Genomic DNA, 25967 nt, shown 5'->3' with positions numbered 1-25967 from the left:
GCTTTAAGAAGGCACATTAACGATGATAGAAACATGTACAAAGAGGATATATTTTTAAGGTATTTATGTTTTAAAGCTTACACCAAATCATAATTTTTTTGTATAGTGAGCTAAGCGTCTGCAGAACTGACACCCTAACCATTTCAAACCGTTCAGCTGTTTTAGTAACAGATAAGCCAAGTTCTACGATTATATCTTCAACCACGAGTTCACCGAGGTACAGAGGATTTTCCATCATTTTTTAGCACTCCCTCTTCAGTGATCCTCTGGATAATTAACTCATTCAGCATCTATACCAGCAAAGCCAAATATTACGTGCTAATTTTCCTTTACAATCATTAACCAAGACCCCTCAAAATGACCTTTTCGTGAATAGAGCTAAAAGGATAAGTCATTCAAAGTCATCTGGAAATATAGCTATATCAAAAGCACCTAAAATACGCCTTAGTTGCTCAGTATAGGCGACCTTCCCCTTTTATCGTATCAGTCTTGTAGAAGGCTTTAAATCCTTTATGTTTAAATCAAAAAATCATAATTGGATTATATTGCATAAAAATGCTTTTTCTCATTTTTCCATTTAACACACGATAAGGTACCATTTAGGCAGCATGAGAAGCTTTCCTCTTATATCATGATTTCAGAGCCGCATGAGAAAAACAAAATAAGCCGTTTGGGTGTCTTAGGTCAAGGATGCCGTTAGGCGCAACCTTTAAAGGATTGCCTTGAGCTTAATGACCAAGGCTTGTTAGTCCTCTCATTAAACGCGGGTCTAATGTTACGATTTTGGAGAGCGATTATTAAGAATTTGAGAGACAGACAGCCTCTCATCTTGATTTATAAACAAACGAATTGCACTCTATTTATTCAAAGAGCATAATTTCATACTCAGGAGGTGCTAAACGGAATAAGAGAGCGTCGTAACCCCACGCAGCAGACAGGCAGCAAATAGAAAAAACGCCTTCACCAATTGCTAAGAGTAATGTGAACGATATACCGGCTTCATCTGCTGTTGCTTCACGGCGTTCCAAGAGGTATCCGACAAAAAAGAAAAAGCACGTTAATCCACTCGCACCCGCAAAGAAGCTTAGTACGGCATGAACCGGTCTACGCATGCTGAACAAGATAAGAAAAATTGTGAAAGTAAACACTCCAAATATTACAGCGAATGTTCTACGCACCATATTGCACAATTTTCGCATCATAATTACAGAAAAGCTCTGTTCTGCGTATCGATTTTTTCTTTTTGTGCTTGTATTCTTGGAAGATATACCGTCCACAACTCCCCCCGTTTTAAACCAAGATGCTATGAAGTTAGTTACTTTTAATTATATCATCACAAAATACAAGAAAAATTTATCCATTTTAATGAAAAAATAGGTGTTTTATTGAGATGCAAATCTATTTTTGTTAGCAAGAGTTATTCAATTCGTTCGTCAATAGAAAGACTACCCCCATTGCAGAGGAAGCTATCTTGACGCACAAAAACTTCATAAGCTGTATATCAAAATCCACTCAGACATCGCAACTCTCCAATATACCCGCTTAATCCACCTTTGAAACTGCAATCAAATGGATTCTGCTGATGACAAGCAATGATAACATGAAAAAGAAAAAATATCACAATATCAAACTCTTCAATACAGTCTTAGCTTTATGATTTTCACTCAAAAAATAAGTGCTACCTCATAAACGATAACACACTAAGATGCTGCGCATTCACAAATTTCCTTTAAAGCACCATCTCCCCTTCCCGAAATTGCACCTCTCCCGCAATCTTATCTCTCGATAGCACCCATTAAAGAATTTGAAAATGTCCAAGGAGAAAACTCTCTGAGAAAGCTTTCAAGCCTAAAACGCCCCCGCCATTTTATCATGATGAGGGCACCCAAAATCACGCAGAAACATGTAAAATCTCTCCGCATTTAGGTATAGGACTTGTGCTTCAAGCGCACGCTTTTTCTTGTTCTGTTGTCCATTGTCCCAAAGCCGCAAGATGATTCATCAAAGCCCGATGACTAAATGCCTTCTGTGCAACAGCAATATTCTCATCTTTTCCAGCCCATGCTTTTAAAGCAGCTGCTTGCAATGCCCGTCCATAAGAAAAAGTCAATTTCCAAGGCAATGCGCCCAAAGAATTCATAGCAGATAAATGCGCCGTTGCTTCCTGATCAGACTGTCCTCCAGAAAGAAAAGCAATTCCAGGAACAGCGGCAGGAACAGTCTGTTTAAGCACCTGGACGGTCTTTTCAGCAACTTCTTCAACAGAAGCGTTGCGGGCATCCTTTCCATCAATCACCATATTGGGCTTTAAAATCATCCCCTCCAAAAGAACACGAGTTTCAAACAATTCTTTAAAGACGGTCTGTAAGACAGCTTTTGTCACCTCAAAGCAGCGTGTAATGGAATGCCCACACGATGGTCCATCCATCAACACTTCGGGCTCAACAATCGGCACAATCTTGAACTCCTGACACAAAGCAGCATAGCGTGCAAGAGCTTGTGCGTTTTGTCTTATTGCGCCTCTTGTTGGCAAAGTGTGTTCATCAATCGCAATCACTGCACGCCATTTCGCAAAACGTGCTCCCAAAGCATAATAATCTTTTAGCCGCTCACGAAGATCATCCAACCCTTCGGTAATTGTCTCTTGAGGAAAAGCGGCCAAGGGTTTTGCACCGGTATCAACTTTAATCCCTGGCAAAGCGCCTGCATCCCGAATAAGATCCGTCAACATTTTCCCAGTTGATGCTTTTTGCCGAATGGTTTCATCAAATAAAATAACCCCAGAAATGGCGCTTTCCATTGCTTCTTTTGTACTAAAAAGCATTTCACGATAAGCACGGCGTCTATCTTCATTGGATTCAACACCAATGCTTTCAAAACGCTTTCCAATGGTCGCCGTACTTTCATCTGCCGCCAAAATACCCTTACCCGCATGCACCAATGCAAGTGCAATATCTTCAAGCCGTTCATTCATAAAAAATTCCTCTTTATTTTGTCTTAAAATTTCATTTTGTCTTAAAACTTCCAAAAGTGCGCAACACGTTAAACACAGCCTACACAACAACACACAGCTCTTTTTAAAAGCTGCTCTTTCAATAAACTCTCTAAGCCTGCATAAGGGCAAGAATTCCAGGCAGAACCTTACCTTCCATCCATTCTAAAAAAGCCCCTCCAGCAGTCGAGAGATAAGTAAAATCATTGGCAACACCAGCATGATTAAGAGCAAAAACTGTATCGCCCCCTCCCGCAATTGAAACCAACTTTCCCGTCAAACTACGTTCTGCTGCATGGCGTGCAACTGCAATGGTCCCCTTATCAAAAGGAGACATTTCAAAAACACCAAGGGGTCCATTCCACACAAGAGTAGCAGCTTTATCTATCACAGTATTGATATGCGCAATAGAGCGTGTCCCAATATCCAATATCATGCCATCTTGTGGAATATCTTCAATGTCATAAAGACGATGCGGTGCATCTTTTTCAAAGCGAAATCCAACGACAGCATCCTGAGGGAGCAGAAGCGTACATTGACACTCTTGCGCTTTCTTAATGATTTTTTTTATCGTGTCCATCAGTGCATGTTCACACAGTGACTTACCAACAGACACACCTTGCGCTGCTAAAAAACTGTTAGCCATGCCCCCACCAATCACGAGATGATCAACCTTTTCCACCAAATGATTGAGCACAAAAAGCTTGCTGGAAACTTTCGCTCCTCCCACAATGGCAACCACAGGGTGTGTTGGATTGCCAAGTCCTTTTTCTAACGCCTGCATCTCACCTTGCAAAGAGCGCCCTGCATAAGAAGGCAACAAATGCGTTATTCCCTCCACCGAAGCATGAGCACGATGAGAAACTGAAAAAGCATCATTGACATAGAGATCCCCATTATGAGCCAAAGCTTCCGCAAAAGAACAATCATTCTTTTCTTCACCAGCATAAAAACGAACATTTTCAAGCAGTAAAACACCCCCATTTTGTAATGACTCAACCGCAACCTGCACCACCGAACCGATACAGTCAGGAGCAAACGAAACAGGCTTATTAATGATCTTTTCCAGCACTTGCACAACAGGACGGAGTGAAAACTCTGGCTCTACCTTTCCTTTGGGACGACCACAATGAGAAAGCAGAATAAGTTTAGCACCCCGCTTTTGTAGCTCAACGAGTGTCTCTTTATGCCGCTCTAAGCGTGTCGTATCACAGACCTTACCCTGCGCCATTGGCACATTAAAATCCACCCGCACAAGAACACGTTTTCCAGTGACATCAACATCATCAAGTGTACGAAACCCCATCACTGCTTCCTCTTCACTTTCCATTGTTTCAAATAAAAACGCATCCAACAACCCTGCCCACTTTTCTTTTCACTTACCCCCTCTTTGCTTTTACAAGAGATCCACGACAGCCTATCTCTCACCCTCTGCTTTTGAAAAGCCAAAGCTTTCATCATCAAATGTACAAAAGCCACTCATTGCTCTTAATCTTCATATTCCATTGTAGCAAACAAATGCATTGGCTCAACTTGATCTCTATTAAAGCTTCCTTTTACTTCTAGGCAAAAGAATTTACATCTCTTGTTTTCTGACGTTTTCTCAAAGAGTGTCTCGTTCAGATCTTACTTTTTCAAAGTTTACTCTTTCATACAGCTTTTAAAAGCACGTATTGACCCAGTATTAAAACAAAACACATCATCAATTTTTCAATAGTTTCTTCTCTCTAGCGCATGAGAACAACAGCCTCTATCTGTTTTTCTCAAAATTGTACAAAAATGAGACTTTTTCCTATAAAAAGGAGGACCCTGAGGTCCTCTTATATTGTCTTAGCAAAAGCCACAGCCGTATCACTCATACGGTTAGAAAAGCCCCATTCATTATCATACCAAACCAAAACGCGACAGAGCTTACCATCAATCACTTTTGTTTGATCATTGTGGAAAATAGCTGAATGAGGATTATGATTAAAATCACAACTCACGAGTTTTTCTTCTGTATAATCCAAAACGCCCTTCAAAGGACCTTGTGCAGCAATAGCAATGGCTGTATTAATTTCTTCAATTGTTGTGGAATGCTTAGAGGTAAATGTCAAATCAACCACAGAAACATTAGGGGTCGGAACGCGAATCGATACACCATCAAGCAATCCCTTTAATTCTGGCAAGACCAATCCCACAGCTTTTGCTGCTCCTGTTGAGGTAGGAATCATAGAAAGAGCTGCCGCACGTGCACGATAAAGGTCACGATGCATTGTATCCAACACAGGTTGATCACCCGTATAAGAATGGATTGTTGTCATAAAGCCCTTTTCAATGCCCACCGTGTTGTGCAAGACTTGTGCAACAGGCGCCAAACAATTGGTTGTACAAGAAGCATTTGAAACAACGCGATGCTCGCTGCTTAAATATTGATGATTAACCCCATAGACGACCGTAAGATCTGCTCCTTCAGAAGGCGCAGAAACAAGAACACGCTTTGCCCCTGCATCCAAATGAGCACTTGCTTTATCACGCGCAGTAAAAATGCCCGTACATTCTAAAGCAATATCGATATCCAAATCTTTCCAAGGCAATAGAGCAGGATCACGCTCTGCGCATACCTTTATTAAACCACTCCCCACATCAATGGCATCCCCTACCACCTTAACAGTCCCAGGGAAGCGCCCATGAACTGAATCATAGCGCAACAAATGGGCATTTGTTTCCACCGATCCCAAATCATTAATTGCGACCACTTCAATATCTTTCCGTTCACTTTCCACAAGTGCACGTAAAATATTGCGACCAATACGACCAAACCCATTAATTGCAACACGAACTGTCATTTCACATGTTTCCTCATCAATTTTTTAAGCACAACATTTAAAACACAATAAATGGGTATTTCACCAATCCAAAATCATTAATTCCCACAATGTCAATATCTTGACCACTCACTCACTTATCCACAATAATGCACAAAATATGATGCCCTAAAACCACCCCATTCATGACAACACAAGCTGTCATTTTGTTTTTTTCTCTTTGATCTTTCCAAGCTCTTTTTCAACAGTGGCGACCACATTCTCACAAGTAATATCAAAATGCGCATAAAGGGCATCAATTGTTCCACTTGCCCCAAAGCCCTCCATACCAATAAACACACCATCACAGCCAATAAAACGGTCCCACCCTTGCCGGATAGCAGCTTCAATGGCAATTTTAATCGGCGCATCTCCAATGAGAGCACGCTGATAGGAGAGAGATTGTTGAGAAAAGAGTTCAAAACAAGGCACAGAAACCACACGCGTTGGGATGCCTTTTTCTTCTAAAACCGCATGTGCCTCTACCGCAATTTGCAATTCTGAACCAGAAGCAAACAGCGTCACTTGTGCATCATCGCTAGCTGTTAGGAATTCATAAGCACCGAGCATACAGAGATTTTCTTCTTCATACTCTTGACGCAAAAGCGGTAGATTTTGTCGACTCAAAGCCAAGGTAGAAGGCGTTTTACGTGCTTTCAAAGCCAATTGCCAACACTCGACTGTCTCCATAGCATCAGCAGGGCGGAACACGAGATGATTAGGCATTGCGCGCAAGCAAGCTAAATGCTCCACGGGTTGATGGGTCGGACCATCCTCACCAAGACCAATAGAATCATGAGTCATAACATAAATCACCCGCAATCCCATTAAAGAAGAGAGCCGCATAGCGGGACGCATATAGTCAGAAAAGCATAAAAAGGTTCCCCCATAAGGAATAAAGCCGCCATAAAGGGCAAGACCATTCATCACGGCTCCCATTGCATGTTCGCGAATTCCATAATGCAGATAGCGCCCTGAAAAATCTTCAGCAGAGATAATTTTCATCTGGCTGCTTTTTGTATTATTAGATCCGGTTAGATCAGCCGAACCACCAATGGTCTCAACAACGACTTCATTGATCACTTCAAGAGCCATTTCCGAGGCTTTACGCGTAGCAACAACAGGGCGCTCTTCAACCAGTTTTTGTTTATAAGTATCAATAGCGCCATCAAATCCTCCCACGAGATCGCCTCGCATCAATCTTTCAAACTCCACACGCTCTGAGACAGGAAGATCAGCAAATTTTGCTTCCCACTTTTGCCGCCTTTTAGCAGCATTAAGCCCTGCCAAGCGCCAATTATCGAGAATATCAGCTGGAATAACGAAAGGCTCAGCCTCCCACCCTAAAGCGATACGGGTTTCAGTGATTTCTCGTGCGCCCAAAGGGGCTCCATGAGCTTTATTGGTACCCGCTTTATTTGGCGCTCCAAAACCAATTGTTGTTTTACAAGCAATCAAAGTTGGTTTATCGGAATTTTGTGCCGCCTCAATAGCCCGCGCAATTGCTGCTTGATCATGCCCATTGACTTTATGGGTCTCCCAACCAGAAGCTTTAAAACGCGCAATCTGATCTGTACTATCAGCAAGGGAAATCTCTCCATCAATGGAAATATTATTATCGTCCCACAACACAATCAATTTATTGAGTTTCAAATGACCAGCAAGGGAAATCGCTTCTTGAGATATCCCTTCCATAAGGCATCCATCGCCCACCAACGCGTAAGTGTAATGATTGATGAGATCACCAAAACGGGCATTTTGCAAACGCTCCCCAAGAGCCATTCCCACGGCATTTGCCAACCCTTGTCCAAGTGGCCCAGTGGTTGTTTCGATTCCTGCAACATGCCCATATTCTGGATGCCCAGCAAGTTTAGACCCTACTTGGCGAAAATTTTTGAGATCCTCAAGAGAGAGATCTTCATAACCAGAAAGATACAGGAGAGCATAAAGCAACATAGACCCATGCCCCGCCGATAACACAAAACGATCACGGTTAGGCCAGCGAGGATTTTTAGGATCATGAGCAAGGAATTGTGTATAAAGAACCGTAGCAATATCGGCTGCCCCCATTGGCAAGCCCGGATGACCAGAATTTGCTTTTTCAATCGCATCAATAGCAAGAAAACGGATAGCATTGGCCATCTGATTCTGTTGGTGGGTATTTGTCATGAATAATCGACCATTTCGTTAAATATGTTATTCTGTTGCTTTTTCCGTATTCTCTTAAAATTCTCAAGGAATACTATTTTTTAACCATTAGCGTGAAACTTTTTGCCACCACTTCAATAACATTAATAACATTCCCCTCACGCGTCCTGTATATCCATGTCATTTATGCCAATACGCGCAAAAAATCCAGCTTTTAATTTATATCTATCCCCTGCTTTGCTTGCTAAAATATCCTACATACTTAAAAATAAAATGCACACAATACAAGATTGAAAGTGATTCGTTTTTGCATAACACATTGATAAAGGATACAATTACCCAAAGGATAAAAGCAATGAACCAAGAAACGACGGTTCTACAAGATGCTCTAGAGCACCTAGAAAAAGCACTTAGAACTTTAGAGATCACCATAATAAACCGCAATGCCGTTATTGATAAAAATAACGAATGGGAAGAAGAAATTCAACGAATGAATGCTGACCGCAGCCATCTTGCCCAAGCGCTTGACAAAGCTGAAGCCCAAATTGAACGCTTAGAGTCCGTAAACAAAGAAGTTTCCAAACGTCTTATTAAAGCAATGGAAACAATTCGTGTTGTCATTGATAGATAAAGGTTTGAATGTATGGAAACTGTTTCCGTTACCATTGATGGTAAAATTTATCGCATGGCTTGTGATAAAGGACAAGAACGTCGTCTTATCGCGCTTGCTGCTCAATTGGATCAATATATCACACATTTAAAGAACAATTTTGGTGAAATTGGCGACCATCGTTTATCGGTTATGGCTGGCATAATGATTATCGATGAAATGGAAGAAATAAAACGAGAAAATAAAAAACTACAAGAAGACTACAATGCTCTTTTACGACTCCACAACGAAAGAGACCGCACCATGGGGAAAATTATGCGTGACACCACACAACGCATTGAAAATCTCACCAACCAATTGCTCAAAGATGATCAAAACAGCACAAACTTTCAAGAACAAGAACAGGAAGATTTCTAAAAGTACATCAGCGCGTAACAAACCAGTGATTTTACTTGTCCGCTACACCCAACAGGATAAAAATTCTTAAATCCACACCAGTTTGTAAATGGTCCGGTTTTTTATAGAGAGGGTTCCAGCTACTCACCACTTATGGAATTAACTTAAAACTCAACAAGAAAACCCGACCCTGAATATTTCACCCCTGCACAAACACTTCTTATATCAAAGAGGCAACCTTATATCACCACACTTCAAATGAAATGTCTTTTAACAGCGTAACAAGATAACAAAACCAAAATCATTGTAAAAAAATCATATAAATGACAACAGCAACAAACAAATAAAGCATCCTTCGATAAAAAGAACTATATCCATGTTTCCTATGAATGCATACCAAAAGCCCTTACCCCTAGATAATATCCAGCAGATTCAATATATATTTAAAAAATAACCTTATCTATTATACCGCCATTTGATAATACAAGCACCACGGAGTCTTTGCACCTAGAGTGTCCCTCAGATGGAACCCACCCAGAAGAGCCGTATCGTTTATAAACCAGCGTGAATTAAATATTTTCATCCTTCAGAGCAGGAAAAAAGCCAAACCCGAAGATTATGTTAATCTGCGACAACTTCAAACATCATAAACGACAATAATAACCCTTGAAAACATTCTCTCCCGACATCTTGATCCTTATAACACACAATCCATATCTCTCTCCTCAGCTCTCAAAACTCCACGCTTAATAAAAGAAAGAGTAAACCGGCAGCATCATTATAACCACCCCCAATATTGCAACAGCCCCCTTGGCTCTTAAAACGATTCATAAGAGGGGCGCCTTTCTTGTACAGTTTTTACCCACAAGAGCCCCGCTTGTGACGTGCAAGCAAATAGTTATGACTGACAAAACATGCACAAATTTAAAATAAAACAATCTTGCGGTATTCGGGATTTTGATAGAATATAAAGAACGCTATATTATCATTATAAATCAATATGTTGCAAATGCGCCGACAAAGCATATTTTTAAAACACATTCACCCAACATTTTTTTTCATGACATACTAGCATGACTTTTTAGGCACATAATTCTAATTTTATTCAATTCTGTTTGCAAAAGTTTAAAATGAGAAAAGTTTCAAGGTTCTCATTCAAAAAGAAAAAGAATGAACTCTCATTACCAATGAACATCTCGCTCATATAAACATCAATAAAGCAATCCCCAATATGCCTCAATGAAATAAAAGGGGGGCTCCCATTAAATGCCCTACCGTAAAAGCAGCTTCCTCAGAACTAAAACAAAATCAACAGACAACATCACCGCATCTGCTCCCATCCCCAAACCTGACAACTTAAAGCAACACCTTGCTATCTTTACAATGGGAGATAAAAGAATAATAGGTCTATGGAATCATTCACAAAAAGCGCACACGCGTTGTGTTTAAAGCCTGTTCAAAGGCGCATAAAAAAACACCATGCGTAAACGGCTCAAATCCCTTTCGTTCCATCTTGAGAGACAGAAGCAATACGCAAGAGATTTGTCGCTCCAGGCGTTCCAAGGGGAACACCAGCTGTCACAAGGAAGCGATCTCCCCCTTTGCAAAAACCTTCCTGAAATGCAATGGCTGCTGCACGATCAACCATATCCTCTAAATTCCGTGCATCTTGCGCAACCACACAATGAAGCCCCCAAACTAAAGCTAAACGCCGTGCTGTCTCCACAATGGGAGATAAAGCAATAATCGGTCTATTGGGACGTTCACGAGAGGCGCGCACCCCCGTTGTTCCTGAAGCCGTATAGGCAACAATAGCTGATAGCGCAAGTGTTTCAGCAATCTGACGCGCAGCAAGAGAAATCGCATCTGTTCCTGTTGATTCTGGTGCTGGATGTTGTGCCCCAACCTGAGCGGCATAAGTATGATCTTGTTCGATTTGCTGCGCGATTCGATCCATCATAAGCACGGCTTCTTCAGGATAACGACCAGAAGCAGATTCAGCAGACAACATCACCGCATCTGTTCCTGCATAAACTGCTGTAGCAACATCCGACACTTCTGCGCGTGTCGGAACAGGAGATGAGATCATTGATTCGAGCATTTGTGTTGCCACCACAACAGGCTTTCCTGCTAAACGACAAGCTTTTATGAGCTCCATCTGAAGTGCAGGAACCCTTTCCAAAGGCATTTCCACTCCAAGATCACCCCGTGCAATCATAATACCATCGGATACATCAATAATTTTCTCTATATGCTCTAAGGCTTGAGGCTTTTCGATTTTAGCCATCAAAGACACCTTGCTTTTCGTCAATCGACGCACCGCTATAATATCTTCTGGACGTTGAATAAAAGAAAGAGCAACCCAATCAACAGGCTGCTGTAAAAGAGCCTGAAGATCCTCCTTATCTTTTGACGTCATCGAATCAAAAGGCAAAATTGTATCGGGAAAACTGACACCCTTTCGATCAGAAATACGGGTTCCAGAAACCACGCGACACTGTACAGAATGACCATCACAAACTTGCGCACGCAGTTCCAGTTTTCCGTCATCAATCAACAACCGATCCCCTGGTTTAACAGCCGAAAATACATCCTCATGAGGGAAAAAAACACGCTGTGCATCACCTGACACATCGCGATTATCTAACGTAAAGCTTTGCCCAACACGCAAATCTTCTTGACCCTTAGTAAAACGACCCACACGCAGTTTTGGCCCCTGAAGATCCACTAAAATACCAATGGGGCGCCGAACTGTTTTTTCAACTTCTCGTATAGACTTGACCAAATCAACCATCATATCACGGTCAGTATGGCTCATATTAAGACGAAAAACGTCTGCTCCTGCCCTAAAAAGCTTCTCAATCATTTCACTGGAAAAAGAAGAAGGACCAAGAGTCGCAATAATTTTCACTCTACGTGCACGTTTCACGGCGGAGAATTTCCTGAAAGAGAATGGACAACAGAATTGTTTAACAAAGACTCATCCGTCAACTGTATCATCCAACTGGTTTGATTTCCGGTATCGATTTCTTTAAATTCAGCCTTTTGATATCCTCGAGGGAAACAATCATGAACCCCTTGAATGGTAAATTGGCTATCTTGCACACACATGGTTACAGAGCCTGCCCAGTTCCCTTTTTTTTGTGCCCCTTCCGCATAAAAATAATAAAACCGTGAAGCAAGAGGCCCCTCAATTAAGGTTTTACACTCCGTCACAGGTACCGTCCACCAGCCTTCGCTCACCCACCCTGAAAATGTACGATATCCAAGAGCAACCCCTACAGACTGTTGGGTTGTATTACAAACCCTAAAGTCAGCTTTTGCAAAAACAACAAGGGGAAACAAGAGCAACATGCTCAAGAGAAAAACCTTTAATCCTTTTTGAAACACCCAATATCGTTTTTTTAAAATCACAAAACTTCCTCTATGATGTCAAATTCTCAAAACAAATTACACACTTCTTTTTCAAAAGCTTTTCAAGTCTAAAACGTATATTTTTATATTTTTCTTTTTATAGCCCTTTTATCAATGCATATATCTTAAAAATTTTACAAAATATTTAAAGTCAATTTGTAAAAAAACAGTGTAGCTTGATTTACTTTTTGTTATTCAATCTTTTTCAACATAAATTCGTCGTCGAAAAACAACTTAAAATATATAACTTGGAGAAAAATACAATGAACGATACAGTAACCGATCAAACACACGCTATATCCGTAAACCAATTACGCTCTTTTATCGAACGTATTGAACGACTAGAGGAAGAAAAAAAAACTATTTCTGATGATATTAAAGACGTTTACACTGAACTTAAAGGCTCTGGTTTTGATAGTAAAGCCGTTCGCAGCATTATACGGTTGCGTAAAAAAGAAGAGCATGAACGAATGGAAGAAGAAGCAATCATTGAGCTTTATAAAAATGCGCTTGGTATGAATTAACCCCATTGATAAAATTGGAAATTTTCTTAAGAAAAGAAAATGCAAAAAAACAAATGAATGTATAAAAGTTCCACCCAATAATAAGCAGTTTGTGTAACTTGTAACGGGACTATCGGTCACAAAATACACAATATTGCAACAGCCCTCACATTAAAAGGATTTATACGGAGCATTTTTATCCTTGTCCTCCAATCATTTTTATCCACACAAACCCTCACTTGTACGCCAATCCAGTTTGTGATGTGCAAGAGAGGTAATTTTTATGATTAAACATCAATAGATTTGAAATGAGAAAGTCTTACGATATTGAGGACTCTCTTCCTTCAGGTTGAAGGAATGAATAATGATGATAAATCAATTTATTATCTACGAAAAGAAACATATAAAATGGTCAGCAGTTGAAATCCGCTAAATGAGAGTCTGAACTGTTTACAAAAGAAGAGCTGGTTAAGGATCTTTATCTTTTAGGATAGGCAGAAATTCAGTATATTTACATATTTGATAAAACCCCCTTAATAGAACTTTTAACAAAACTTTATTCGAACCTATTAACGGACTCATACAGATCATTGATTCGAGAGGTTAGAACGTGATCTCTCCATTTTCCAGAAATCATCAAATAGTCTTTGGCATAGCCTTCTTTTTCAAAATGAAGGCGTTTTAATAAACGTTCGCTTTTTATGTTCTCAGGTCTATAATTTGCCATCACTCTATGCAGATGATAAACATGAAAGATATGCCGTATTAGCGCCGATAAACTCTCAAACATGAGACCTTTGCCTTGTTGTTTTTCATCAAGAGAAAAACCAAGATGACAAGCTTGAAAAACACCCCGAACCACATTTGTAAAATTCACAACACCAATGACTGTTTTTTCATTTTTTAATCGTACGGCATATCGGTATGCTTGTCCTTGTGCACTTTCATAAGCAAATGCATTAGCTCGTGTTTCCCAAGCTGTTAGGCTGTGGTAACCATCAGATCTAACAGGTTCAAAAGGACGCAGATGATTCGCATTACGGAGGTAATAAGAAGACAGTTCAGCTGCATCTTCTAAACAGATCAATGTGGAAATTGTTCGCTTTGTTTTAATTGCCATCATTTTCTCCTCCTAGAAATGTTACAATAACACGTTGATTTATCCTAACAAATCATCATTTTTAAACTTAAATCATAACGTCGAATACAGTAGCTTTCCCCATCACAACACTTCTCATGGTAGAAACAATAAGGATTATTTGCTTTTCCGTCAGAAGCGGGGTTGGTGTATTTAGGATATAAGGTAAAGATAAGGGAATGTTTCTTATGAATGCTCTCAAATTCCAAGGGGGCTGTAGCAACATTGGGGGCTGGCAAAGTATGCAATGGAATTGGCATACTTCCATATACGAAATTTTGAAAAAACTCACGGCAAAGATAGTTTTGTTTCTTTGCCTTGTAAACTCAGAGCATGCTTGTTTTGCGCTATCATATCACTGCACCCGCATACAAATCCCAATGACCATCACCTTGAAATGCTATATGTTACAGTGCGATTTAAAAAGTTTCTGCCATGAATCATCAACAACACTGTTCTCGCAAAATCAGCCATAAGATCTTGTAACAAATCCAAGAAAGGTGATAATGAATATAAATCTCTTAAAATGTTTTAGACATTACCGTGAACACGCTTCCATTTCTTCGCGTAAAATTTCAAGTTCTAACCATTCTTCTTCTTTTTGTGTGCAAGTATTTTTCTTTTTTTCCAACGCTGTTGATAAACGCTCAAAACGCTCTTTATCACTGCGATAAAGGGTTGGATCAGAGAGCTCTTGTTCAATTTTTTTGATTTCATTTTGCAAAACAGCAATTTCTTCAGGCAATCTTTCCAATGCATAAACCTGCTTATAAGACAATTTACCTCGTGTTTTTTTCTCCCGCACTATCAAGCTATGATCTGTTGATGAGTCCTGCTTTGAAAGCTCTCCCACATGAGATTTTGAAGGTGCTTTACGCTGCGATAATTCTGTTTTTTTGCGTTGTAAACTCAGAGCATGCTGGTTTTGCACCATCATATCACTATAGCCGCCCGCATACAAAACCCAATGACCATCACCTTGAGGTGCCAACATATGCGTTACAGTACGATCTAAAAAGTCTCTGTCATGGCTGACCAACAATACTGTTCCCGCAAAATCAGCAATAAATTCTTGCAACAAATCCAAAGTTTCCATATCCAAATCATTGGTCGGTTCATCAAGTATCAAAAAGTTTGCAGGACGTGAAAGAAGTCGTGCAAGCATGAGGCGTGCTCTTTCTCCCCCCGAAAATTCTTTAAGGGGAGTGCGTGCTTGTTCAGGCAAAAATAAAAAGTCTTTCATATAAGAAACTACATGCCGCTCCAGCCCATTGATCACAAGAGTATCACCTCTTCCTCCCGTTAAATAATGCGCTAAAGTTTCTTCTTCATTTAAAATACGTTGCTGATCAAGCAATGCCATAGAAAGGTTATAGCCATGCCTCACCGTTCCACTATCCACGGCTTCCTGCCCAATTAATGCAGAAAGGAGCGTTGTCTTTCCGATACCATTGGGTCCCACCAACCCGATTCGATCACCACGCTGAATACGCAAAGAGAAATCTTTCACGATAATGCGATCACCATAGGATTTTGAAATTTTCTTTGCTTCAAGCACCAATTGCCCAGACTCATGACTTTTCGCTACTGTCAAAAGTGCATTTCCAGGCTGCCCTTTATAGGTTTGATGACGCTGTCTTAAGTTTTTTAATTCGCCTAAACGCCGTACGTTACGCTTACGCCGTGCACTCACGCCATAACGCAACCATTGTTCTTCACGGGCAATTTGGCGCCCCAATTTATGCTGCTCAATGGCTTCTTCTTGCAACGCCTTATCACGCCAACTTTCAAATTCTGAAAAACGCTTTTCCAGTCTTTTGGTTGTGCCGCGATCAAGCCATACCGTTGACCGCGTAACATTTTCTAAAAATCGCCGATCATGGGAAATCACCACAATCGCTGAACGCAAAGACGATAAAACAGCTTCCAGCCATTCAATGGTTGGTAAATCAAGATGATTGGTTGGTTCATCCAAGAATAAAATATCGGGTTTTGCAGCAATAGCCTGTAACAATGAAACACGCCGCTTTTCGCCTCCCGAAAGCGTTTCCAATTTTTCCGCCCCCGAAAACCCTAAATTTGTGCGAAGCGTATTGATCCACTGAACATCAGATATATCATCCAGCCCCGCTTCCATATAAGCGTTAATATCTTCAAATCCTGAACAATCCGGATTTTGTGAGACATAACGGAGCGTCACTCGCGGGTGGCGAAAAATTTCGCCACCATGAGGCTCTAATATTCCTGCGGCAATTTTTAATAGGGTTGATTTTCCACAACCATTACGACCAACCAGCGCGATACGCGCCCCCTGCTCAACCGATAAACAAGCTTGATTGAGCAAAGGCGTTTTTCCAAAATTTAAGAAAATGCGGTCAAGCCGCAGAAGCGGCGCCGCCATTAACGAACGCGGTGCGGACAAGGTGCTTTATACATCACCCCTCTTGCATCACGGTAAGCACACAATTGCCGTACAGGGACTCTTTGTGCACAAGGTGCTTGGTAAACATGCCCTCTACGACCACGATACGTGCACAATTGTGATGCCTGTCTTTGTTGTTTTCTTTGATTTGCAGCTGCACCTGTTACTGTTCCAGCCAAAGCACCAAATGCTGCACCGGTAAGTGCTGCTCCAGGAGTACTTCCAGCAATAGCAGTTCCAGCCAAAGCACCAATTGCTGCTCCTCCTACGCCGTAACGTGCAACGCGTTCATCGTTTGTGGTACAAGCGACTGAACTGAAACCAATGGCTGAAACAACAGCCACTTTAAAAATTGATTTTAACATATCAAAACCTTTCCTTCTCAAGATCAATACATAATATATCGTTTATGTCGGCACTTAATCACTAGGCCCCCCCCTGCCTTATTCAAAATATATTGGAAGAGCTTTATGGAATAGGCACAGACGCTAACAATATAGCTTTTCCAGAACCTAAATGGCAAGAAAAGGTTCCACAAATACGGTTAGAAAGTGTTAAAGAAGAGCCAAATGACACATTTTTGTCACAAATTGGCCATTTTACTCCTGAAAGAGTTAAGCCTTTTAAATCAGAAAAACCGATAATACTAAACAAACATCCCTTAGGCAAATCATACGAACAAGGTTTTGACAAAACCGGCCAGCCTTCTTCCAAACCACTTGTCAACAATACTGAAATGCCCCTTTCAGCCATCACCAATGCTTGCGTCATATGAGAAAGGCTATGATCACTTCGCTCACCTCCCAAAGCACCGCACAAAATAAGCTTTTTAGCACCATTTTGCAGCGCTCTTTCGCAAGCTAGAGCACTATCTGTCATATCTTTATCAGAAGGAAAAACCTCACGCGGAACATGACTATATTCGCGTATTAAATTCTCATCCGATGAATCAAAATCGCCTAACCACAACTCAGGTGACACATTAAGCGCTGCCGCATGACGCATACCACCATCAGCAGCAATCACCCGACTGTTTTGAATTTGATTAAGCAAGCGATCAGTGATACAAACATCTCCATTTAACAATATCGTAAATGTTGTCATGCCATACTTTGCCTTTCACAAAATTTCCTTTATAGCGCACCCTTTTATCAGTGAGAGTCATTTTTTATAAACAAAAAGCGTGATATAGCCAAACGAATCCTTATCCCTGATGACTCTCTTGAAGAAACATACGATACAAAGATACAAATGCAATTTGCCAAATTACTCCGCAGAAACAATGTGCACCATGATCCAACGCACTCCATTTTTCAACGCAAGTTTCTTTTTCGCTCACGCCTGTATAAAGCAACTTTCATAAGTTTAACGTTTCTCCTTTCGGCTTGTCATACGCCCCTCTCTCAAAATGATAGGCTTTCTTCCACTTCTTCTAAAACGATCAAACGTACCAACAATCACAATATCTATGTCACATTAAGCGCTCTGCAACACCCACGTATTTTGCAAATGTATGGCGGCGCTTATTATGATGCAAAACTTGAACACCTTTTAGCAAAGATTGTCCGTAAACTGACAGTTGCATCCCATAGTTCTCATCAAAGCTATTCTGTAACCATTTTAAACTCAGAAAGTATTAACGCATTTGCGCTCCCCAATGGCGCGATCTACATCACTCGTGGTATGCTGGCATTAGCCAATGATTCTTCAGAAGTTGCAGCCATTTTAGCCCATGAGATAGCACATATTAGAGCCAATCATGGCATTTTACGCCTGCAAAAAGAAGCCCAATTAAAGATGGCAAATCACATATCTTCACATCTTCTTTCTTCTATTGGCAAAAAACTTCATAACCCTACGCAAAACAAGCAACAACTCGCGCAATTTTCCCGCAATCAAGAGCTAGAAGCTGATTCCCTTGCACTTGAAATGCTCCAACAAGCAGGATATGATCCATTTGCTTCACCACGCTTTCTTCAAACAATGGAAGCCTATAGTGCTTTGCGTAATATCTCCGGCACCCAAAATGCCTCTCTAGATTTTCTAGCCTCTCACCCAACCACCCCTCAACGCATTCAGCTTGCGATAGAAAAAGCGCGTAAAATCAGTAAAGGGAATAGTAAAACAACCGATCGCGATTCTTTTCTCAAAAGCATTGATGGCATGATTTTTGGAGGAGGCTTTTATACAGGTTTTGTACGAGGCAACCAATTTATTCACCCACAATTGCGCATAGCTTTCTCTGTTCCAAACAATTTTACAATAGAACATTCAGCACACACTGTTTGGGCCAGTGGACCAGATAAAATTGCGATTCGTTTTGATGCTATTCCGCATCCTGCTGGAATATCTGCGAGTGATTATTTGAAAAGCGGCTGGATTATCGGGCTAGACCAATCATCTATCCGCCCCATCACAATTCAGGGGCTCCCCCATCAAGAATTTACGCGTCAAGGATTCCAAAGCCAAAGTTTACTTGGAGCACGAGCCCATGCTACCAATGAGCAATGGCAATTTGATGTAGTTGTCATTCCATTCAACAACCATATCTTTCGTTTTCTGACAGCCGCCCCACATAATTCTCAAAATTTTGTAGAGGTTGCCCAAAAAACGCTACAAAGCTTTCATTCTCTTTCATCTTCACAATTAAAAAAACTGAAGCCCTTAAAAATCCGTGTTGTCCGCATTAAACAAGGAGAAAACGTTGCAAACCTAGCCAATAAAATGCAACACACACCAGATAAAGAAAAACTCTTTCGCATCCTCAACGCCCTCTCACCAACACAAACTTTATCCGCAGGTACAAAAGTGAAAATCATTACAGAATAAGCCTTTTTTCTCATCTGCTACAGTTTTGATTCTTTCCTATCTGTATGACGCCCTCTCCCTTAAAGCATATTCACAAATGAAGAGGGACATTTCAAAAACCAATTTCATCATACCTTCATACGACTCCGTTTGATACATACTTCCTCGAACTAATATCACCCCCAATCTTCCTCTGTTCATCAATAGCACCAAACACATCCCCAAGGAGGCATATCCCTAGACAAATCTGGCAATCCTCTAAATCCAACTTCATCATACTCTCATATACCCGCTACTTATACGTTCTCTCTCTTCCTCCCACAAAGCCTTTCACTGCTTATATATCGTAAGCATCTTCTGAATGAACCGTAAGAAGAGCAGAACGCAATTTCTGCAAAGCCCGAGCTTCAATTTGACGCACGCGCTCTTTTGATATTCCTAACTTTTCACCCAAAACTTCGAGAGTTGCACCCTCTTCATTTAAGCGACGAAAGCGAATAATTTCCAACTCCCGTTCATTGAGAATTTGTAACGCATCGTAAAGCCATTGTGTACGCCGTTGACCATCAATTACTTGCTCAATTAAAGCATCAGGAAGAGGACTATCATCCACCAAAACATCCATCTTAGCAATGGGATTATCACTGTTCTCAGAAACAGAAACACTCAAGGAATTATCAGAACTGGAAAAACGAAAATCCATCGTTTCAACATCGCGCACGGAAACGCCAAGCTTTTCAGCGATTGTGCGAAAGATATCCTGTTTTGACAAAGCACTATCATCTTGTATCAGCTTTGCACGCAAACGCCGAAGATTAAAGAAAAGTGCTTTTTGCGAAGAACTAGTTCCCCCTCGAACGATTGACCAATTTCGCAAAATATAATCTTGAATAGAAGCGCGTATCCACCACGTTGCATACGTTGAAAAACGCACTTCCCGATCAGGTTCAAAACGTGCAGCTGCTTCCAATAGTCCCACATACCCCTCTTGTACCAAATCCCCCAATGGCATTTTGAAACGTTTAAAGCGGTTAGCAATAGCAATCACTAAACGCATATGAGCTGCTGCAATTTGATGCATGGCATCATCATCACGTTTGTCTTTCCACCGCAGAGCCAAATCATGCTCTTTTTGTCGTTCAAGATAAGGCGCTTGCATAGCAGAACGCATCATATTACGTCCTAAGCTTTTGTCTGCATCGCTATAATTTTTGCTGCTTTTATAAACAGCATTTGAAAGATTACCCATAATAACCCCTTGCGATTAAAATTATCAAAATTGATTTGGCAACGACATCATTGTTCTTTACTTAAAAAGAACGCAAAAGTTGTTAACTTCTGTATCCGCTACTTTAACGTGTATTTTTATAATCGCAATTGTTTTTTTTTACTGTCATGGTAAAATTTCTTGTCATAAGACACAATTTCACCTGCAAAATGCCTTTACAATATGCCTTTTAGCCTATGAAATATTTGAAAAAACTTTCTCTTCACTTTTCATGACAAAACAGCAAAAAAATAAAATGATCATGTAAAACAAAAGCTGTTTTTTAATAACCAGTTCTGTTTCCTTTTAAATTGAAGAATTTATTTATGCTTTTATCTTTACAATACAACTAATAAGTGTAATTTGCAAATATAAAGCATCCAAACCGAATGAAAACTGAATAAAAAAAGAATCATCCAAGTTTTAAAGGTGCAAAAAGAAACAGCAAAAAACGACAAGAGTGATTGAAGCAAACGCAACAAACGTGTTAAAGAAAAAGAAGCATTATGAAATTGTCGCAAAAAGCTTTCGACCAATTTCGCACTGAGAAAGAAAATGATCATGGATAGCAAGATTGTTCAACAGGATGAAATTCTTCAAGATGATATTCTCATTGAAAAGCACGGAAGGGGTAAATTTGAAGGTTTTCGTTTTTATGCCAACAAAAACAGTACCGATCAAATAGCTGAGAAGCAAATTTCAACAGAGAATGAAAATTTGATTCTTGCTTTTTCCAAACGCGCGACACGTTTTTGTGCTTGTGCGAATGGAGATTTTACCCTCGGTTCTGATGGAATTGTGCGCTGGATTGGTCAGCCCGTAGGACAGCTTGTAGCAACAGAAGATTTTTTCAAACCAAAACTGATTGTTTTAGCAGATGAACAACTCACAGGAGAATCCCGCGATAACGTTGTGAAGCGATTAGAACGCTTTGTCACCTTTCATTTTGAAACGACTTTAAAACCTCTATTTGATTTGCGTAATGCTGATAATTTAACGGATTCAACAAACAGTCTTGCTTTACAACTTTTTAACTCTTTAGGGATTTTACCACGCCGCGAAGTCTTAGACATTGTCAAAGAACTTGCGCAAGAATCACGTGCTGTGCTTCGGCGTCTAGGTGTGCGTTTTGGCGCTTTTCACATCTATGTTGCCGGAATGCTTAAACCTGCTCCGGTTCAAGCCATTACCCTCCTGTGGAATCTTCAAAATGCGGAACAAGATCAAACTGGTTTGGGTGAAATTTTGTCAGCATTATCTTCTGGTCGAACCTCTTTGATTGTTGACCCTACCTATAACCGCCAATTTTATCAATTAGCCGGCTACCGAATCTTAGGACAACGTGCTGTACGGATTGATATTTTAGAACGTCTTGCCAATCTCATCCGCCCCGCACTGCATTGGAAACAAGGAAGTGATCCCAAACCAGATGGCGCCTATGATGGCAAAAGTTTTTTTGTTACCCCAGCCATGATGTCCATTCTTGGAGCCAATGGAAATGATATGGAAGAAATCCTCAAAGGACTTGGTTATCAATCGTACAGCATAAGCAATACTGTTTTTGAACAAAATCTCCTTGCGCACCAAGCCTCTTCCCCTGTCAATGAGACAATGCAAGATGTTCCTGAAGCAGAATGCGTTGGCAGTCAATGGAAAACAATAAGCGATTCAGAAACAACACAAGAAGAAAAAAATACCTCATACCCAAACACTTTATCCTCTGGTATTGAAAAACATCCCTATAAAACCAATCGTTTACCGGCGGCTGAACCTGTTTGGAATTTTGCCAAAACCCCTCTCCCTACACAAGAAGATAAAGTTATTTTACTATGGCATTATAGACATCAATTTCACCACCACGCACAAAAAAAACGTGATAAATTAGGAAATAAGTGGCAAAATAAATCGAAGAACGCTGTAAAAAAAGGGGAACACACAAATGAAAATTCCCCTCAAGCAGCACCATCACAAACAAAACGCTCTCATAAGTTCCACAAATCCCAAGGCAAACATGCAAATCATAAGCCTTTTCAAAAAGAAAAGCGCCTTAATCCTGATTCACCTTTTGCAAAACTAGCTATACTACGCGATCAACTCACCAATCATAAAAACACGCACACACTTTCCTCTAAAGAGAATTAAAATAACAAATGGAGTTTGATCTTGACCCACGTAGTAACCGACAACTGCATTCACTGCAAATATACGGATTGCGTTGAAGTCTGCCCTGTTGATTGTTTTTATGAAGGGGAAAACATGCTTGTTATTCACCCAGACGAATGCATCGATTGTGGTGTTTGTGTGCCAGAATGCCCAGCAGAAGCAATTTTACCTGATACAGAACCAGGACTAGAAAAATGGTTAGAACTTAATCTTCATTATGCAAACAAATGGCCTAATCTAACCACCAAAAAAGATCCTCTTCCTCAAGCAAAAGAAATGGATGGCGTTCCAAATAAATTAGAAAAGTATTTTTCAGAAAATCCAGGAAGCGGCGAAGAGTAATGATACAGTGTACACCCTCCTCCTCCAACAATTGAAAGACGTCTCTTGTAAAAATAAAAAAATCCTTAAGCGAAATGATTGATTCTTTGGAAGTTTGATGTTAATGTTATTTTAACATGATCATCTTTCTAAGTATTTTTCTTTGCTTTTTATAGTAAAGCGATGTATTTTTTTTGGATTTAAAAGTACTCGGCTTTTATGCTCACTTAATTGGTACAATATACTTGGTTAAAGAAAACTCAACCCTCAGGTTTATAACCTGTTTTCCGATACATTTGTTGATCATAAGGGAGTAAACTAAAATATGGCATCCCAACATGGAACGTCTTCCAAGACCAAAGAATTTGCAACCTCTGAATATATCGTCTACCCTACGCATGGAGTAGGACAAATTATAGCGATTGAAGATCAAGAAGTTGCAGGACATAAATTAAAACTTTTTGTCATTCATTTCGCGAAAGATAAAATGGATGTCAAAGTCCCCATTGCAAAAGCCCTTTCCGTTGGAATGCGTAAATTATCTGCTAGTGATTCTGTCGAACGCGCCTTAAAAGTTTTACGTGGAAAAGCACGCGTTAAACGAACCATGTGGTCACGTCGTGCGCAAGAATATGATGCTAAAATCAACTCAGGAGATCTTATTTGTATCGCCGAAGTGGTCCGTGATCTTTTCCGCTCTAATTTACAGCCTGAACAATCTTACTCTGAGCGCCAACTTTATACAGCTGCTCTTGAAAGAATGGCCCGCGAAATTGCGGTTATTAATAGTCTTTCTGAAACAGAAGCTATCAATCTCATAGAGATGCATCTCTCCAACAAACCGAAACGCGAATTTAAAACTGAGAGAGAAGAAACAGATGAAAGCAGTAAAGCTGTCTACGCTGCATAACACACTCTTTCATCATAATGAGATATTTTGATAAAACCAGCTTTTTGCTGGTTTTATTTTTTTAACATCCTCTCTGCCCTTAAGGACAAAGTTTCTTAACCAGCGCCAACCTATAAACAATCTAACTTTTCGACAAATTCCTCCTCCTCATTTGCTTGCTTCATAGATAACAAATTGATTAATCATCATAATCTAGCATTATTCATATTAAATTAGAATCTTGAATATCGTAAGACTTTTCATTTCAAATTGCTCTCATGTTGAAGCAATCAAAATCTCTTACTTTTCGGTCGCAAGCGGGGCTGATCTGTGGGTAAAAACTGTACAAAAAGAGCTAGTAGAACCATCTCAAGCACCAAAGGATATGACCAACATTCGAATCTAGCAAGATGTGTAAGGATGCGGGCTTGTTTTTTTATTAAGCGTAAAGATCATAGTGCCGTTTATACACTGCACCGCGACTTTACCATTTACCCTTCTACAAAACCATTATAACATTCAAAAACGCCGTCATAAAATGGATGCAACAAATATTGAAAATATTCCTTTTTAAAAAAATGCGTGACAGTACAACATAAGCATATTTTGTCTTGGGCGCTCTATTTTGCATGAGAAGCATTCCCCATTAAAGAACGCGATAAACAAAAGCATGAAATAAACCATCATCTCCATTCTGTAAAAGGCATTCCAAATACTTCTGAAAGCTGTAAAACTAACTTAAAAAAATAACAATACAAATGAGCGTTGATATTGCCCCTTGCAACTTCATATTTTCCAAAATGAGGTTATATTCTCATTTCAGAGATTACGAGATATACGCAATATTCTTAATTCTTACTCCAATCGGACATACAAAATCTAGAACGATTCATAGAACTCCTAAAAGCCTTAACCTCTGTTTTAAACAGACCGCTAAAGATTAGATATTGATGAACAGATAACAAAAAAATCACAAACTTAGATAAGCTACACCATAAAACCATTCATAAACCAGCTATGAACTGGAGAATCATACCGGCTTTGATAAAATACTTCGCTCAACCCCATACATAACACATCTGGTTTTAAGTTTACTTATTGTTACAAGCTGTTCGTAACAAATCCCTTATATTCATAAAAATAAGAAAAATATATGGACAATTCTTAGCTCAAAAATATGAAAAAAAACGTGATATTCATAGAAAAGTCTCATGTACCTTTATCATCAAAAACACTAAAGATTATTGAATGTGTACACCTTCTGTCTTGTAACGGTTTTCTCTTTTCTGCTTATAAGAAAACACCCTGGTACCAGCATACACTTAACCCCCAATGTTACAAAAATCCTTACATTTGAAATGTATTTATTACAGACATTTTGTCCTTTCTTATAGAGTTTTCACCCACATGCCAGCCCCACTTGTGACCGAAAAGCAAGTGATTGTCATTAATTCAACATGAAAGAAATTTGAAATGAAAAAATCCTACGATAGACCTTTCATTCAAGACGCAAAACAACAAATGAACCTTATAAATCAATGTGATGTAAATCTCTATTTTTTTAGGGAGAATCACATATCACAATATAAGCCTATAGACAAACCATTGCCTTAAATATTCTCATAAAAAACACCAGTATGCTTAAGCCTTACATGGGTCAACCACCTTAAACGACGATATTTTACGATCTAATAGGATTCCCTCTACAGTCAATAAAAATTAAGTGCGATACAAAATGATTCCATTACTGACCTAACTTATATCAATACCCGAGCTCTTAACGAAATCATCATAAAAGACACTGACACAAGCAATCCTTTATAGCCTCTCAAAAAAACAAAAAAATCATCTCCCACAATAGAATCATTTTTCTATGGCCAAGCCTTACACATGTTCTCAAGAAAAAGCGAAAAACGCATCTCACCCAATGCATTCACTCATGAATCAAAAGAAGTTTACTACTGGAAAAGAGATAAAACGCTAAAGTTTTAACCACCAAAACGGAACGCCCGCGATACATTCCCGTTTTCAAATCAATGTGATAAGGGCG

General features: G+C 39.8%; 19 protein-coding genes and 1 pseudogene. 7 read left to right on the top strand and 13 right to left on the bottom strand.

The window, feature by feature from the left end; all coding sequences use genetic code 11:
* Positions 1-860 precede the first annotated feature (860 nt).
* From U736_RS0110235 to tkt, 5 genes are all read right to left on the bottom strand, one after another.
* On the bottom strand, positions 861-1112 hold the full coding sequence (locus U736_RS0110235) for a hypothetical protein (protein ID WP_245256886.1): 252 nt from the start codon (positions 1110-1112) through the stop codon (positions 861-863).
* Between the two features lie 830 nt (positions 1113-1942).
* The gene (locus U736_RS0110230) at positions 1943-2974 is read right to left on the bottom strand and encodes a class I fructose-bisphosphate aldolase (protein WP_015856963.1); all 1032 of its coding nucleotides are present in this window, start codon (positions 2972-2974) and stop codon (positions 1943-1945) included.
* Between the two features lie 130 nt (positions 2975-3104).
* Positions 3105-4298 (bottom strand): phosphoglycerate kinase, encoded by a 1194-nt coding sequence (locus U736_RS0110225; RefSeq protein WP_015856964.1) that lies wholly within the window; start codon positions 4296-4298, stop codon positions 3105-3107.
* 514 nt (positions 4299-4812) lie between these two features.
* A complete protein-coding gene (gap, locus tag U736_RS0110215; RefSeq protein WP_015856965.1) occupies positions 4813-5820 on the bottom strand; it encodes a type I glyceraldehyde-3-phosphate dehydrogenase in 1008 nt (335 codons plus the stop codon).
* Positions 5821-6000: 180 nt separating this feature from the next.
* Positions 6001-8007: a transketolase gene (tkt, locus tag U736_RS0110210; protein WP_015856966.1), complete on the bottom strand. Its 2007-nt coding sequence runs from the start codon at positions 8005-8007 to the stop codon at positions 6001-6003.
* Positions 8008-8341: 334 nt separating this feature from the next.
* Between tkt and U736_RS0110205 the strand changes: the two genes are divergently transcribed.
* Complete coding sequence (locus tag U736_RS0110205) at positions 8342-8617, top strand: DUF4164 domain-containing protein (RefSeq protein ID WP_005774573.1); 276 nt, start codon at positions 8342-8344, stop codon at positions 8615-8617.
* Between the two features lie 12 nt (positions 8618-8629).
* Positions 8630-9013, top strand: a complete 384-nt coding sequence (locus U736_RS0110200; protein ID WP_026500755.1) for a cell division protein ZapA — start codon at positions 8630-8632, stop codon at positions 9011-9013.
* A 1471-nt stretch (positions 9014-10484) separates the two neighbouring features.
* Here the strand turns inward: U736_RS0110200 and pyk are convergent.
* Together pyk and U736_RS0110185 are read right to left on the bottom strand one after the other, a co-directional pair.
* Positions 10485-11921 carry a pyruvate kinase gene (gene pyk / locus U736_RS0110190; protein ID WP_015856968.1) on the bottom strand — a complete coding sequence of 479 codons (1437 nt, stop codon included), beginning with the start codon at positions 11919-11921 and terminating at the stop codon, positions 10485-10487.
* The gene (locus tag U736_RS0110185) at positions 11918-12406 is read right to left on the bottom strand and encodes a DUF1036 domain-containing protein (protein WP_026500754.1); all 489 of its coding nucleotides are present in this window, start codon (positions 12404-12406) and stop codon (positions 11918-11920) included. Before U736_RS0110185 ends, pyk begins: the two co-directional genes overlap by 4 nt.
* 263 nt (positions 12407-12669) lie before the next feature.
* Here U736_RS0110185 and U736_RS0110180 point away from each other — a divergent pair, with 263 nt between their 5' ends.
* Entirely contained in the window at positions 12670-12930 is a 261-nt protein-coding gene (locus tag U736_RS0110180; RefSeq protein ID WP_005774567.1) for a DUF2312 domain-containing protein, read from the top strand.
* Positions 12931-13465: 535 nt separating this feature from the next.
* On the opposite strand, the gene rimJ is transcribed toward U736_RS0110180, so the two are convergent.
* The 4 genes from rimJ to U736_RS0110160 all read right to left on the bottom strand — a co-directional run bounded on the left by rimJ (position 13466) and on the right by U736_RS0110160 (position 17573).
* Entirely contained in the window at positions 13466-14029 is a 564-nt protein-coding gene (rimJ, locus tag U736_RS0110175; protein ID WP_026500753.1) for a ribosomal protein S5-alanine N-acetyltransferase, read from the bottom strand.
* Positions 14030-14585: 556 nt separating this feature from the next.
* Positions 14586-16448 (bottom strand): ABC-F family ATP-binding cassette domain-containing protein, encoded by a 1863-nt coding sequence (locus U736_RS0110170; RefSeq protein ID WP_015856971.1) that lies wholly within the window; start codon positions 16446-16448, stop codon positions 14586-14588.
* Positions 16448-16834 carry a hypothetical protein gene (locus tag U736_RS0110165; RefSeq protein WP_015856972.1) on the bottom strand — a complete coding sequence of 129 codons (387 nt, stop codon included), beginning with the start codon at positions 16832-16834 and terminating at the stop codon, positions 16448-16450. Before U736_RS0110165 ends, U736_RS0110170 begins: the two co-directional genes overlap by 1 nt.
* 103 nt (positions 16835-16937) lie before the next feature.
* On the bottom strand, positions 16938-17573 hold the full coding sequence (locus U736_RS0110160) for a thiamine diphosphokinase (RefSeq protein WP_015856973.1): 636 nt from the start codon (positions 17571-17573) through the stop codon (positions 16938-16940).
* Between the two features lie 147 nt (positions 17574-17720).
* On the opposite strand from U736_RS0110160, the gene U736_RS0110155 reads away from it, so the two are divergent.
* Entirely contained in the window at positions 17721-19298 is a 1578-nt protein-coding gene (locus U736_RS0110155) for a M48 family metalloprotease (RefSeq protein WP_026500752.1), read from the top strand.
* Between the two features lie 316 nt (positions 19299-19614).
* On the opposite strand, the gene U736_RS0110145 is transcribed toward U736_RS0110155, so the two are convergent.
* On the bottom strand, positions 19615-20526 hold the full coding sequence (locus U736_RS0110145; protein WP_015856975.1) for an RNA polymerase factor sigma-32: 912 nt from the start codon (positions 20524-20526) through the stop codon (positions 19615-19617).
* A 579-nt stretch (positions 20527-21105) separates the two neighbouring features.
* Between U736_RS0110145 and U736_RS0110140 the strand changes: the two genes are divergently transcribed.
* The 3 genes from U736_RS0110140 (at position 21106) to U736_RS0110130 (ending at position 23938) form a co-directional block, all read left to right on the top strand.
* On the top strand, positions 21106-22686 hold the full coding sequence (locus tag U736_RS0110140; protein WP_034452305.1) for a hypothetical protein: 1581 nt from the start codon (positions 21106-21108) through the stop codon (positions 22684-22686).
* A 21-nt stretch (positions 22687-22707) separates the two neighbouring features.
* A complete protein-coding gene (fdxA, locus tag U736_RS0110135; protein ID WP_015856977.1) occupies positions 22708-23049 on the top strand; it encodes a ferredoxin FdxA in 342 nt (113 codons plus the stop codon).
* Between the two features lie 304 nt (positions 23050-23353).
* Positions 23354-23938, top strand: coding sequence for a CarD family transcriptional regulator (locus U736_RS0110130; RefSeq protein WP_015856978.1), 585 nt, complete (start codon positions 23354-23356; stop codon positions 23936-23938).
* 1966 nt (positions 23939-25904) lie between these two features.
* On the opposite strand, the pseudogene U736_RS12965 reads toward U736_RS0110130, so the two are convergent.
* Positions 25905-25967 (bottom strand): annotated as a pseudogene (locus U736_RS12965) (50S ribosomal protein L32); the annotation flags it as partial.

The organism is Bartonella grahamii ATCC 700132 (assembly GCF_000518085.1).
GTDB classification, from domain to species: Bacteria; Pseudomonadota; Alphaproteobacteria; order Rhizobiales; family Rhizobiaceae; genus Bartonella; species Bartonella grahamii.
The sequence above is the reverse complement of the archived record's forward strand: the minus strand, read 5'-3'. Positions and strand labels throughout refer to the sequence as shown.